The organism is Kitasatospora sp. NPDC002227 (assembly GCF_040296285.1).
Classification (GTDB): Bacteria; Actinomycetota; Actinomycetes; order Streptomycetales; family Streptomycetaceae; genus Kitasatospora.
In genome coordinates this window covers 69,417-82,709 of record NZ_JBEOWY010000034.1, presented here as the reverse complement: position 1 = coordinate 82,709, position 13,293 = coordinate 69,417, and the positions used below count along the sequence as shown (strand labels likewise).

Here is a 13,293-nt window from a genome sequence, read left to right as displayed (position 1 = left end):
ACAACCGCAAGCGGCGGCACTCCGCCCTCGGTTACCGCAGCCCGGTCGACTACGAGCGACAGCACGCCGCCAGCGTCACTAACCTGGAGCTGGTCGCATAACTGGCGAGTGTCCACGAAATAGGGCAAAGCCCGAACCTCGGCTACCAGGGCGGCTGGACCGACAGCGCCACCGGCCTCGTTGGCACGGCCAGCCGCTGGTACAACCCGGCGACCGGGACCTTCACCAGTCGCGACACCGCCGATCTGCCGCCCGTCAGCTCCGTCAACGCCAACCGCTACGCCTACGCGAACAACAACCCGCTCACCAGCCAGGACCCGTCGGGCCACAGCAGCCGCTGCGACGAGGGACCAGATGGCGGCGGGGACGGCGCTGGGGCCGGTAGTGGTGGAGGCGGTGGCGGCGACGGCTGGGAACCGCCCGCAGGCTACGACTCCGCTGACGATGGCTCGGAGGCGATGGCCGAGGCCAACTACGAGGCCCGGCTGGCTGCTCAGCCCTACTACTCCAGGCCGGCTGGCCCGCAGCGCTCGCAGTACATGCTCTCCAACGGCAGCGTCGTCTGGGTTTACAGCGACGGACAAGCACAACAGATGCAGGAGGACCTCAACCGCGAGCTCGAGGCCGACCGGATCGAACGGGACTTCGAAGAGTGGGAGCGCGAGCTCGAGGAGTACCGGAGGGAAATGACATCCGCCGGCGACTCCAGTCATGACGTTGACGTCAACGAGCTTCTCGGCCTTGCCTCGATTCTCCCTGGAGGATCCAGCTGCAGCATCGTCACCCACCCTTCCCCCCCGCCGCCTACTGCCAAGGACGGGCTCGGCAAGAAGCCGGTCAACGACAAGCCCATCGACAACGGCGACAATGACCTCGTCAACGAAACGGTCAAGCATCACGCGCCCCCGGCATCCAAGCCGGGTGACACGCCGACCGACCCGCTCCAAGTCCAGGCCCAGTCGAATCCGGTGACCGCTGCCACTTCTCATCCGGCATTGCCTGTGGGGGACAGCAGCTCAAGGCTTGCTCTACCGGCCGGGAACAACCGATTGGCATTGAGTACCGCATTGGGGAGGGGGTGGCAGGCCGGTGAAGACTATGCTCGCAATATGTATGGCGGGAAGGCCACTCCTTTCAAGGTTGACCCTGAGGCGGATGCGGTTGACCGATTTCCGATCACCGATACAGGTCTCCGAAATGTGGACTCTGCCAGCCATGAGCAAAATGGGACTATTCTCGCCGTAGAGGTCAAGAGCTACCGGAGGTTCCTTTCCAAGGTCTCGATGGTCGACGGGGAGGAAGTGGTTTCCTGGTACAAGAACTCCGTTTCACTGCGCGGCATCGAACATCAAATAGCAAAGGACGTGGCTTTGCGGAGCATTGATCCGAGCTACGATCCCAGATGGGTATTTATGGGGGCGGGGCCGGCCCAAGATACGGCCGACAGGTTGAATGAAGCTGGTATCATCTATGTGTGGCACAACCCGTACTAGGAAGGGCGGCATATAATCGTGAGGTACCCCCAGCCGGACGTGGCCGCATTTGCAGCGGGGAGTCGAGATCATTGTCGAGGTATCCTGGGGGACATCGGCGAGGATCCTGCTCTGATGGAGAGGGATCCAGCCTCCGCTCTCCGCGTGATGGAGGAAGTCCTCTCGGCCGGAATGGATCCGATCGCCATGACGGACGACGAGAGGGTGAGATTCCAATCGCTTCTCATGGCATTCATCGCCGAGTTTTTGATCAGTCAGCACGGGGCCAAATGGGATTGGGTTGTTGATGATTCATCGCCGCTGGGCGGACGGTGGGTTGTGAACGGAATTCCTCATCCTTTGAATCAGCAGACATTTGCCGTTGATGTTGGCCAGATTGCTCATAATGCACTCGCTAGTCGCAGGGTCAGCCTGGTTAGCCTGGTCAATGAGGCGGAGCGGGAGTCGGGGATGCGCATTATCAGGGCGTAGGTTTTGCGGCGATGGGGTGTGCTGCGGCACTCACCCCATCGCCGTAGCCTTCAAGGCTGGGGCGGATCACCGCCACCTACGGCAGGTCGTCGATGTCCGTGAGCAGTGCTGGGTACTCGCCGGTCGATACGGGCGAGCTCAGGTCCAGCAGGCGCCGCGAGTCGCTGCTGCCAACCAAAGGCAGGAACGGCGAGGGCGGCAGCCGTTCGAAATCGGTGAACATCCCGATCATCACCCCGTCCAAGCCGCACATTCGCCCGGCGGTCTTGCCGAGCACCCGGGCGTCGAACACCGGCTCCCGCTCGTCCTCGTACCACTCCAGGCCAGCGAGCTACTTAAACTTGATTGGGTCCTACTGTCGCGCGTCAGACTATGTGGCAGGGCTCGTTTCTTTCGGGTCCTGCTGCACAGAGGAGTCTGATCGTTCATGGCAAGGCCAGCGGCGGTGCCGCCGGAGGAGAAGGTCCGGATCGTGCTGTCGATCCTGGCCGGTGAGATGACGGTCCCCGAGGCCGCGCGGCGGGCGAAGGTGTCCGAGCAGTCGATCGGGAACTGGAAGCGGCAGTTCCTTGAGTCCGGCCGGGCCGGCCTGGCGTCCGGGAAGTCCGGTCCCAGCAGCCGGGAACAGCAACTCGAGGCCCAGGTAGCGGACTTGACCCAGGCCCTGGGCGAGGCCGCCGTCGAGTTACGGGTGTGGAAGAAGTCCGCGGAGGGCCGGCTGGGCCCTTCGAAAACCTTGAGGTGATCCGCGTGGATGCGGGCATGCCGACCGCGAGGTTCTGCAGGCTGATCGGCGTGCCCGAGCGGACCTGGCGCCGCCACCAAGCCCGAGCCCGCTGTGGCGCTGACCTGCGGGGACCGTGGCCGCGTCCCGCCCGGGAACGGGTGCGGGACGCCGCTCGCCGGCACGCGCTCGCCCACCCGGCCTGGGGCCACCGGAAAGTCTGGGCGATGTGCCGCCACGACGGCCACGACGTGTCGCAGGCGACCGTGCTTCGGCTGCTGCGGGACGAGGGCCTGCTCCTGGAGGCGAACTACCAGCGCGAACGCCGCCAGCTCGCCGCCCGGCGCAAAGCGGCCTTCGCCACCGAGCCGACCGGCCCGAATCAGGTCTGGCAGCTGGACTTCTCCGAGTTCGAGACCACCTCGGGCGGAGTCTGGCGGCTGGCCGGCTGCCGGGACTACTGGTCGAAGTACGAGCCGGGCTGGCATGTGGCGCCCACGGCGAACCAGCACGACGCGATCGCCGCGGTCGAGCTCGCCCTGGCCGAGGCCGAACGCCTGGCTGGGCACCCGCTGGTCGCCCTCGCCCCGCGCGACGCGGACGGGGCAGTCCAGCCGCTGGTCACGATCGTGACCGACAACGGCGGACCGTTCCGCTCGTTCCGGTTCGAGGCGTTCATCGCCACCCGTCCCGAGCTGCGGCACGTCCGCACCCGGGTCCGCACTCCAGGCCAGAACGGCTCCCGCGAGCGCGGCTTCGGGTCACTGAAGTACGAGAAGCTCTTCCTGGAGGAGATCCCCGACGCTCTGGAACTGGTCCGTCACGCCGAGGACTACCGGCGCAAGTACAACACCGTCCGCCCGCACGAGGCCCTGGCCTGGAACCGCCCGCACGACGTCCACACCGGAGTCGCTGCGCCAGTGGGTCGCGCGCTCACATGACCCCCACCGAGCGGGAGAAGCTGCGTCAGCTGCGCGGGCAGGTCTGTGAGCTGGAGCTGGAGAAGGAGATCCTGCGGATGGCGGCCCAGCCGCTCGACGGCGATCCGGCGCTGCTGCTGCCGGAGGCCCCCGTGGTCTGCTTCGACCGCCGCGACGACCTCCAGGACGCCTTCGTCCGCGAGCTGACCGGCAGCCTCGACGCGAGCCCGCTGCGCCACTACGTCCCGTCCAGCGAGGGGTTCGCGGACGCGGTCTGCGCCGGTCTCGGCTGGGGTCTCGTCCCGCACAGCCAGGCCGAACCCCGGCTGCGCGGCGGCGCGCTGGTCCGCTTCCTGCCGGACCGCACGGTCGAGGTTCCGCTGTACTGGCAGCAGTGGCGGATGGACTCGCCCGCGCTGACGGCGGTCGCCGACGCGGTGGCGGCGGAGGCCGCCCGGGCCCTGCGGGAGGCGGCGGGGCAACGGGCTCATCAGAACCTCATGGCACAGGCCCCAGACTGCCGGAGCCGGCGACGGCGCTCCCTGAACCCCCCTGCCGGGGAGCGCCGTCGCCGCCCTGCCCGGCCCTCACCGGCCGGGCACCGGACCAGCACGGCAGAACGGACCAGGACAGTGCGCGCACCGACTCGGCAGACCGCCCGCCCCCTCCTCCCGGCGCTGGCGGCCCTGCTCGCGGCGGCGGCCCTGGCCGGCTGCGTCCCGGAGGGCGCGAACGCCCCGCGCCCGGCCGCCGCCCCGCCCACCGCGAGCACCGCGCCCGCCGACCGGCCGGAGCTGCGCCCCTTCTACAAGCAGCAGCTCGCCTGGAGCAGCTGCGGCGAGCAGCTGCAGTGCGCCACCCTGACCGTCCCGATGGACTACGCCGCGCCGCAGAACGGCAAGACCTTCACCCTCCCGCTGGCCAAGGCCACCGCCACCGACCCGGTGCACCGCAAGGGCTCGCTCGTCTTCGGCACCGGCGGCCCGGGCGGCTCCGGCGTGCAGCACCTCAAATCCGGCGGCGCCGACTCCTTCGGCAAGCAGACCAGAGCCCGCTTCGACCTGGTCGGCTTCGACCCGCGCGGCGTGGCCGGCAGCACTCCGGCCGTCGACTGCACCCCGCCCGACACCCCCGCCGGCGGAGGCCAGGACAGCCCCGCGCCGCTCCACCCCGGCACCGAGGCCGAGCGCCGGGCCGCCCTCGCCGACGCGGACCGCGCCGCCGCCGAGTGCAAGGCCCGCAGCGCCGAGCTCCTGCCGCACGTCGGGACGCTCGACGGCGCCCGCGACCTGGACGTCCTGCGGGCGGCCCTCGGCGACGAGAAGCTGACCTACCTGGGCTGGTCGTACAGCACCTACCCCGGAACGGTGTACGCCGAGCAGTTCCCCGAGCGGGTGCGCGCCCTGGTGCTCGACGGCGTGGTGGACCCGGCCCAGGACTGGACGCAGCAGGTGCTCACCGGCGGCCGGGCGTTCCGCCGGGCGGTCGAGGACTACGCGGACCGCTGCCCCCAGGTGGTCCAGCAGGGCTGCCCGGCCGCCACCCCGGACGGGATCCGGCAGCTGATCGCCGACCTGTACGCGAGGACGGCCCGCCACCCCCTCCCGGCCGGGGACCACGACCGGCTGGACGAGACCACCCTGCACACCGCCCTGACCATGTCGATGTACACCCCGGAGAGCCAGTGGCAGCCGCTGTCCGAGGGCCTGAGCGCCGCCGCCAAGGGTGACGGCAGCAAGCTGGCGGCCATCGCCAAGGAGAGCGCCGGCGTCCAGGACCCCGGGCCTGACTCCGACTCGGATACTGACTCCGGCTCCGGCTCCGACTCCGACTCGGGCACCCCGGCCGCCGAACCCCGCGACAACAGCGCCGACGTGCTGACCGCCGTCAACTGCCTCGATGTGCCACACCCCGCCGACCCCCAGGCGTACTGGGACCTCCTCGACCGCACCCACCGGGACTCCGGCACCTACGGCGACTCCCTCCTGCTGGCCGAACTCACCTGCCGCACCTGGCCCAAGGGCCCGACCACCCCGCACCGGGTCTCCGCCACCCACCTCCCGCCCGTCCTGGTGGTCGGCACCACCCTCGACCCGGCCACCCCCTACGAGAACTCCCAGAGCCTGGCCGGCCAGTTCCCCGGCGGCATGCTGCTGACCCTCGAGGGCCCGGGGCACACCGCCTACGGCCGCGGCAACACCTGTATCACCGAGGCGGTCGACCACTACCTGGTCGACCTCGCCCCGGTCCCCGCCGGCACCACCTGCTGACGGGCCGTCGGCAGCTCAGCGGGCGGAGGTCAGGTGGGCGAACACCACGGTGTTGGACTCGTAGCCCGTCCGGCGGTCGAACCGGCCGCCGCAGGTGATGATCCGCAGCTCGGCCCGGTCGGTGGCGCCGTACACCTGGGCGTCCGGGAAGTCCTTCTTCGGCAGCACCCGGACGGAGTCCACGGTGAACACCGCCGTCCGGCCGTCCTTGCGGGCCACCTGGACGGTGTCGCCTGGGCGCAGCAGCCCGAGCCGGTAGAAGACCGCCGGTCCGCTGCGGTTGTCGGCGTGCCCGACCACGATCGCGTTGCCGGCGGCCCCCGGCGTGGCGCCGTCGCGGTACCAGCCGGCCAGGTTCCGCTGCTCCAGCGGCGGGGTGTCCAGCCGGCGGGAGGCGTTGAGCCCGAGCCCGTTCATCGGGGCGTCCACCTTGATCGCGGGGATCCGGATCCTGGTCGGCACCGAGACCGGCAAGGGGGTGGCGCTCGCGACGGGTGACGGAACGTCACTGCGGTGGGCGGACGGCTCGGGGGCCAGCGGCGGCCCCGCCCGGCCGGTGCTCCCGTCGAGCACCAGCCAGCCCCCGCCCGCCGCGAGCAGCACGGCGAGCACCCCGGCCCGCCACCGGCGACGAGCGGCACGTACGGGGCGGTCAGGACTCGGCATTGCGCCCGGAGCGGCGGCGCAGCGCCCGCAGGCCCAGCCCGGCCGCACCGGCCAGCAGGGCGGCGCCGCCGAGCAGCTCGCCGGAGTCCGGCCCCGACGTGCCGCCACCGCCGGTGCTCACCGGGCCCTGCGGCGCGACGGGCGAGGACGACCCGCCGGGCGCCGGACCGGCCGAGGAAGTGACCGACGGGCTCGGCGAGACCGGCGGGGTGGGCGGGTGGCCCGGGGGTGTGGGAGTGGGCGTGGCGCACTGCACCTGGAAGACCTTCTGCTTCGCGTTGCCGCTCTCGCCGACGAAGGTCCATTCGAGCTTGTAGTGCCCGTCGGGCAGGGTGTACGTCTGGGTCGAGCCGGTGCCGGTGACCAGCACGATCGACCCGGCCAGCACCAGTGCGTTGCCGGTCGGCGGCTGCTGCGAGATCGTCCAGCTGACCAGCTGGACGGTGTCGAAGCCGAAGGCGTCCAGGTAGAACTTGCAGACCTTCGGATCGTCGTTCTGGCTGGTCACCGCCGTGGCGCTGTCGTGCACCTTGACGTCGCCGTTGTCGCCGGGCGCGGCGGCCGCGAGCGGGGCGGTGCCGAGGCTGAGCACGACGGCGGTGGCAGCGGCGGCGGCAGCGGCCGGCCACCGGTGGATCGGCAGGAGGGAGGCAGGTCTCACGGGCGGGCACTCCAGGGTCCGGGGCCGCCCCCGGGCCGGGCGGCCGTCCCGCCACCGTCCGGCCGACCGCCCCCGGCGACAGCCTCGCCACGCGCACGCCGCCCTCCCAATCCCCTCAATGGCGCAACTCAATGGCGCAACTCGGCGGCGCGACCGGCGCCCTCAGGCCAGCCGCTCGGCGAGCCAGGCGCCGATCGTCCGCCGGGGTGCCTGGGCCAGCAGGCCGTCGTGGGTGGCGTCCACCGGGACGGTACTGACCCGGCCGTCCACGTAGGGCAGCCAGTCCGCCGGCTCCCGGCCGGGGCGGGGCTCCTCCCGGGTGACCCGGAAGACCGTCAACTCGCCCCGGTAGCACGGCGACCGGGCCGCCAGGGCGAGCCGGTGCACGTGCGCCGAGACGGCCACCGCCCGCCGGAGCAGGCCCGGCCCCGCCGAACCGGCGTACTCCGCCGCCTCCACCGCCCCCTCGCGGTGGCGCGGCGTCGGGAAGGCGTCGAGCAGGGCCAGCAGCGCACTCTCGGCGAGCCCGGGGTAGGCGGTACGGCAGTGCTGGAGGTAGGTGCCGAGCGCGCCGCGGGTGACCACCACGCCCTTCGGGCGGCCCGTGGTGCCGGAGGTGTAGCACAGGTACGCGGCGCTGTCCGGCCCGGTCTCGCCGCCCGCCTCCGCGGGCTCGCCCGGCAGCAGCTCCGGCGAGTCCGAACCGGCGCCGTCGGTCAACGGCCAGGCCGGGCAGGCGTCTTCGGTGATCTGCGCGAGCCGCTCGGCCGGGTGGTCCGGGTCGAGGTAGACGGCGGTCGCGCCCGCCTCGGCCACCGCGAGCAGCGCGGCGACCAGCCGGGCCGAGCGGCGCATCCGCACCCCGACCCGCACCTCCGCGCCCGCGCCGACGGCCCCGCACTCCCCTGCCTCGCCGGAACCACCGTCGGCTGCCGCACGGCCGCCTCCCCGTCTCCTCGCTCACCCTCGGCCCGCCACGGCTGCGGCGGCCCCAGCCGTGAACCCTGGCAGCCCGCTCTTAACCCTAGAGGCCGGGGCTCGGCGGCGATCCCTCGCTCATGCCCCCTGACGGCCCATCACGCGGCCCGGCCTGCCGAACATCGGATCACCTGATCGGTAACGTCCGCTCCAGTGTGCCCACCGCGGCCCGACCGGAGGAGGACCACCATGGCCGACCGCGACCCCGCCCTCCGGCCGCCCGAGGCCCACCACCCGGCCGCCCACGACACGGCCCGCCTCGCGCTGGTGGTCGGTGCCCTCGGCGTGGTCTTCGGCGACATCGGGACCAGCCCCATCTACACCCTGCAGACCGTCTTCAACCCGGACGACCCGCACCCCGTCCCGGTCACCACCGCCAACGTCTACGGCGTGGTCTCCCTGGTCTTCTGGTCCATCGTGGTCATCGTGCTGGTCACCTACGTGCTGCTCGCCATGCGCGCCGACAACGACGGCGAGGGCGGCATCATGGCGCTGATCACCCTGCTGCGCCGCTCGGCCGCGCAGCGCGGCAGGCGCACCACCGCCGTACTGGCCGCCCTCGGCATCTTCGGCGCGGCCTTGTTCCTCGGCGACAGCATGATCACCCCGGCGATGTCCGTCCTCTCCGCCGTCGAGGGCCTCAAGGTAGTCGAGCCCTCCTTCGAGGACGCCGTCGTCCCGCTCACCGCCGTGATCGTCGCCGCGCTCTTCCTGGTCCAGCGCCGGGGCACCGCGGCCGTCGGCCGCGTCTTCGGCCCGGTGATGATCCTCTGGTTCCTCGTCATCGGAGCCTGCGGAGTCCGCGGCATCGCCGACCACCCGCAGATCCTCAAGGCCCTCTCGCCCAGCTACGCCTTGTCCTTCCTGGCCGGCCACTTCGGCACCGCCTTCTTCGCCCTCGCCGCCGTCGTCCTCGCCGTCACCGGCGCCGAGGCGCTCTACGCCGACATGGGCCACTTCGGCCGCCGCGCGATCACCCGTGGCTGGCTGTTCGTCGTCCTCCCCGCCTGCGTCCTCAGCTACCTCGGACAGGGCGCGCTGATCCTCGCCGACCCGGCCAACATCAGCGGCCCGTTCTTCCTGCTCGTCCCCGGGTGGGGCCGCTGGCCGATCATCCTGCTCGCCACCGCCGCCACCGTGATCGCCTCCCAGGCCGTCATCACCGGCGCCTACTCGGTCGCCTCCCAGGCCGCCCAGCTCGGCTACCTGCCACGCCTGCGGATCGCCTACACCTCCGAGTCGACCATGGGCCAGATCTACGTCCCCTGGATCAACTGGCTGCTGATGGCCTCCGTCCTCACCCTGGTCTTCGCCTTCCGCAGCTCCGCCGCCCTGGCCTTCGCCTTCGGCATGGCCGTCACCGGCACCATCACCATCACCACCCTGCTCTTCCTCTACGTCGCCCGCGCCCGCTGGAACACCCCGCTCTGGGTGATCGCCACCGGCGGCACCCTGCTGCTCGTGGTCGACCTGCTCTTCGTCTCCGCCAACGCCACCAAGCTGCTGCACGGCGCCTGGCTGCCCCTGCTGATCGGCCTGACCGCCTTCACCGTCATGACCACCTGGCAGCGCGGGCGCGAGATCGTCACCGCCGAGCGCGAGCGCCACGAAGGCCCGCTGCAGCAGTTCGTCGACCAGCTGCACACCGGCGAAGTGCCCGCCGTCCGCGTCCCCGGCACCGCCGTCTTCCTCAACCGCGGCAACCTGACCGCGCCCCTGGCCATGCGGGCCAACGTCGAGCACAACCACGTCCGTCACCAGCAGGTCGTCATCCTCTCCATCGAGACCGACACCGTGCCCCGCGTCCCCACCGAGCGGCGCGTCCTGGTCGACGACCTCGGCTACGCGGAGGACGGCATCGTCCACGTCACGGCCCGCTTCGGCTACATGGAGACCCCCGACGTCCCCGGCACCCTCGCCCTGCTGGCCCCCGCCGCCACCGAAGGCCCGGTCGAGCTCGACCAGGCCTCCTACTTCCTCTCCACCATCGAACTGCGCCGCGGCCAGGAGCCCACCATGGCGCCCTGGCGCAAGCGCCTCTTCATCGCCACCTCCTACATCACGGCCGACGCCGCCGAGTACTTCAGCCTTCCCCGGGACCGCACCATCATCATGGGCTCCCACATCGAGGTCTGAGCCCATTGAACCCGGGCCGGCCCGCCTTGACGGCTCCTTGATCCGCCCGGCCGCGGCGTTGACGCGGCCTGGGCCCGCTGACCGGCAGCCTGCTCTCCCCCAACGTGCTCCGGCAGGCCGAGCTGGTCGCCCTGCGGGTTCAGGCCGAAGCGCCGCCCGGAGCGCCCTGACCGCCCACCGGGAGCCCGAAGTCGGCGCACAGCCCGTCGATCCGCGCCTCGGCCGCCGGGTCCAGCTCGGCCAGCAGCTCCCGGGCCCGGTCGAAGGCCTCCGCCGCCTGCGCACCGTCCCCGCGCGCGGCCAGCGCCGTCCCCAGGTACTCCCAGCACTTGCCCTCGAGCGAGACGTGCCCGACCTCGCGGTTGGCCTCGATCCCCTTGCGGGAGGCCGTCACCGCTTCGTCCAGCCGCCCGGCGCCGTACAGCAGCAGGCTCAACTGCTCATAGCCGATCGCGGTGTTGAACCGGTCGCCGAGCTCCTCGTAGACCGCCATCGCCGCGCCCTGCAGCTCCAGGCCGCGCTCCGTGTCGCCGAGCGCGAGCGCGATCTGCCCCAGGCCGCTGAGGGTCGCACCCTCGCCGAACCGGTTGCCGATCGACCGGTGGAGCTCGAGGGCGGCCTCCATCGCCCGCGAGGCCTCCTCCAGGCGCTGAAGCTCGTAGAAGACGATGGCGAGGTTGTAGCGGGCCGTCGCCTCGCCTCGGACGTCCCCCTGCGCCCGCCGCATCACGATGGCGGCGCCGAAGGAGTCGATCGCCTCGGCCAGCCGCCCGGCCCGCAGCTGCGCCGAGCCGAGGTCGATCAGCAGGCTGGCCTGGTGGTCCTCGCTGCCCGCCTGGCGGGCGGCGGCCAGCCCGAGGGTGCAGGCGGTGATCCAGTCCTCCCAGTAGCCCCGGTGGTTGAACAGCTCCCAGAGCGCTGTCGGCAGCCGCATGGCGACCCCGTGCCGCTCGGTGGCGGCAGCCGTCGCGAGCACGGCCATCAGGTTGCGGTGCTCCGCGTCCAGCCAGCTCTGCGCCGCTTCGTACGAGGCGAACTCCAGCCGCCCGCGCCCTGGTTCGACCTGCTCGGGCACCGCGTGGCGCCGCTGCGGGGTCATCACCCGGGCGGCGGCGTCCGCGCTGTGCAGGTACCAGCCGAGGTACCGGTTCAGCGCGTCCTCCCGGGCACCGGCCGGTACGTCGGCGAGCAGCCGCTCCCGGGCGAAGACCCGGATCAGGTCGTGGAAGGCGTACCGGCGCGGCCGCGGCGCTTCGAGCAGGTGGATCCGGGCCAGGGCGTCGAGCGTGTGCTGGGCGCTGCGGGTGTCCACGTCCAGCAGGGCCGCCGCCGCCGGGGCCGTCACGTCCGGGCCCTCCCACAGGCCGAGCAGCCCGAAGGCCGAGGCCTGCGGCGCCGGCAGGCTGTTGAAGCTGACGGCGAAGGACGAACGGACGGCCCGGTCCTCCACCGCGAGCTCGTCCAACAGGCTGCTCTCGTCCTGGAGTTGCTCGGCCAGGGTCTCCACCGTCCAGCCGGGCTGGCAGGCCAGGCGGCTCGCGGCGATCCGGATGGCCAGCGGGAGCCCGGCGCAGATCCGCAGCACGGTGGCGACGGCCTCCGGATGGGCGGCGACGGAGTCCTCCCCGACGATGCGGGTGAACAGTTCCAGCGCCTCCGCCTCGCCCAGGACGCTGACGGTCAGCCGCTGCGCGCCGTCCAGCGCGGGCAGCGCGCTGCGGCTGGTGATGATCACCGCGCAGCCGGCCACCCCGGGGAGCAGCGGGCGCACCTGCGCGGAGTCCTTGACGTTGTCGAGCAGGATCAGCGCGCGCCGGCCGGCCAGGGTGCTGCGGTAGAGCGCCGCGCGCTCCTCGGGGTCGGAGGGGATGTTCTCCTCGGTGATCCCGAGCCCGCGCAGGAAGCGGGCGAGCACCTCGTGCGGGTCGGCGGGCGAGGCCCCGGCGCCGTGCAGGTCGGCCTGCAGCTGGCCGTCGGGGAACTGTGCGAGCACCCGGTGGGCGACGTGCACGGCCAGCGCCGTCTTGCCGATGCCGCCGGCCCCGTCGAGCGCGGTGAGCACGACGGCCGTACCGCCCTGGCGCCCGCCCGCACCGACCAGCAGACCCTCCAGCCGCCCGACCAGCTCGGCCCGGCCGGTGAAGTCGGCCAGATCGGCGGAGAGTTGGGCGGGGCGCACCGCCGCGGGCCCGTCCGGCTGCGGAGCGGCGGGGCGCTGCGGCGGCGAGGCGTCGCCGCTCAGCACGGCCCGGTGCAGCTCGGTCAGCTCGGCGCCGGGTTCGATCCCGAGCTCGTCCACCAGGGCCCGCCGGGCGTTCTGGAAGACCTCGAGCGCCTCCGCGCGGCGGCCGCAGCCGTGCAGCGCGAGCATGAGCTGGCCCTGGAGCTGCTCGTCGAAGGGGTGGTCCTCCACCAGGTCGGCGATCTCGCTCACCAGCTCGGCGTGCTCCCCGAGCTTCAGGCGGGCCGCCACCAGCTGCCGCTGGGCCCGCAGCCGGAGCCCGGCGAGTGCCTCCTGCTCCCGGTCCAGCGCCGTCCCGGGCTGCACGTCGGCCAGCGGCTCCCCGCGCCATTCGGCCAGCGCCCGGCCGAGCAGCTCGCGGGCCCCGGCCCAGTCCTGCGCCGCCAGCGCGGCGGAGCCCTCCTGTGCCAGCTCCTCGAACCGGTGCAGGTCCAGCTCCCCCGGCCGGACGGCCAGCCGGTAGCCCGGCCGGGCACTGGTGATCCGGGCGCCCGCCTCGGGGCCGAGCTGCTTGCGCAGCCGTACGACCATCACCTGGAGTGCCTGGCGCGGCTGCCGCGGGCGCTGCTGCTCCTCCCAGACGCAGGCCGCCAGGGTCTCGAGCGACACCGCGCTGTCGGCATGGACGAGCAGCACCGCCAGCAGACTCCGCATCCGCCCCGGCGGGACGGGGCACGCCGCCCCGGCGTCGTCGCCGACCCGCAGTGCCCCGAGCAACCCGAACTCCATGCC

10 protein-coding genes and 2 pseudogenes are annotated in these 13,293 nt (G+C 72.4%); 7 read left to right on the top strand and 5 right to left on the bottom strand.

Going from position 1 to position 13,293, the window contains the following annotated elements; all coding sequences use genetic code 11:
- Positions 1-101: 101 nt before the first annotated feature.
- The 3 genes and pseudogenes from ABT095_RS26445 to ABT095_RS26435 all read left to right on the top strand — a co-directional run.
- Positions 102-317: pseudogene (locus tag ABT095_RS26445) on the top strand (RHS repeat-associated core domain-containing protein); the annotation flags it as partial.
- Positions 318-458: 141 nt separating this feature from the next.
- Positions 459-1,493, top strand: coding sequence for a hypothetical protein (locus ABT095_RS26440; RefSeq protein WP_350532003.1), 1,035 nt, complete (start codon positions 459-461; stop codon positions 1,491-1,493).
- A 144-nt stretch (positions 1,494-1,637) separates the two neighbouring features.
- Positions 1,638-1,964: a hypothetical protein gene (locus ABT095_RS26435; RefSeq protein ID WP_350532002.1), complete on the top strand. Its 327-nt coding sequence runs from the start codon at positions 1,638-1,640 to the stop codon at positions 1,962-1,964.
- 76 nt (positions 1,965-2,040) lie between these two features.
- On the opposite strand, the gene ABT095_RS26430 is transcribed toward ABT095_RS26435, so the two are convergent.
- The gene (locus tag ABT095_RS26430; RefSeq protein ID WP_350532001.1) at positions 2,041-2,256 is read right to left on the bottom strand and encodes a hypothetical protein; all 216 of its coding nucleotides are present in this window, start codon (positions 2,254-2,256) and stop codon (positions 2,041-2,043) included.
- A gap of 135 nt (positions 2,257-2,391) precedes the next feature.
- Between ABT095_RS26430 and ABT095_RS26425 the strand changes: the two genes are divergently transcribed.
- Genes ABT095_RS26425 through ABT095_RS26415 form a run of 3 tightly spaced genes read left to right on the top strand, consistent with a single transcriptional unit; the run spans position 2,392 to position 5,878 of the window.
- Complete coding sequence (locus ABT095_RS26425; protein ID WP_350532000.1) at positions 2,392-2,709, top strand: transposase; 318 nt, start codon at positions 2,392-2,394, stop codon at positions 2,707-2,709.
- A gap of 17 nt (positions 2,710-2,726) precedes the next feature.
- A complete protein-coding gene (locus tag ABT095_RS26420; protein WP_350531999.1) occupies positions 2,727-3,629 on the top strand; it encodes an integrase core domain-containing protein in 903 nt (300 codons plus the stop codon).
- Complete coding sequence (locus ABT095_RS26415) at positions 3,626-5,878, top strand: alpha/beta fold hydrolase (RefSeq protein WP_350531998.1); 2,253 nt, start codon at positions 3,626-3,628, stop codon at positions 5,876-5,878. The genes ABT095_RS26420 and ABT095_RS26415 overlap by 4 nt, the downstream gene beginning before the upstream one ends.
- A gap of 15 nt (positions 5,879-5,893) precedes the next feature.
- On the opposite strand, the gene ABT095_RS26410 is transcribed toward ABT095_RS26415, so the two are convergent.
- The 3 genes and pseudogenes from ABT095_RS26410 to ABT095_RS26400 form a co-directional block, all read right to left on the bottom strand.
- Positions 5,894-6,544, bottom strand: coding sequence for a class F sortase (locus ABT095_RS26410; RefSeq protein WP_350531997.1), 651 nt, complete (start codon positions 6,542-6,544; stop codon positions 5,894-5,896).
- Positions 6,531-7,205 carry a hypothetical protein gene (locus ABT095_RS26405; RefSeq protein ID WP_350531996.1) on the bottom strand — a complete coding sequence of 225 codons (675 nt, stop codon included), beginning with the start codon at positions 7,203-7,205 and terminating at the stop codon, positions 6,531-6,533. Before ABT095_RS26405 ends, ABT095_RS26410 begins: the two co-directional genes overlap by 14 nt.
- 162 nt (positions 7,206-7,367) lie before the next feature.
- Positions 7,368-8,084 (bottom strand): annotated as a pseudogene (locus ABT095_RS26400) (AMP-binding protein); the annotation flags it as partial.
- Positions 8,085-8,372: 288 nt separating this feature from the next.
- On the opposite strand from ABT095_RS26400, the gene ABT095_RS26395 reads away from it, so the two are divergent.
- Positions 8,373-10,319: a potassium transporter Kup gene (locus ABT095_RS26395; protein ID WP_350531995.1), complete on the top strand. Its 1,947-nt coding sequence runs from the start codon at positions 8,373-8,375 to the stop codon at positions 10,317-10,319.
- Positions 10,320-10,458: 139 nt separating this feature from the next.
- Here ABT095_RS26395 and ABT095_RS26390 read toward each other — a convergent pair whose 3' ends face one another.
- On the bottom strand, positions 10,459-13,290 hold the full coding sequence (locus ABT095_RS26390) for an AfsR/SARP family transcriptional regulator (protein WP_350531994.1): 2,832 nt from the start codon (positions 13,288-13,290) through the stop codon (positions 10,459-10,461).
- Positions 13,291-13,293 lie beyond the last annotated feature (3 nt).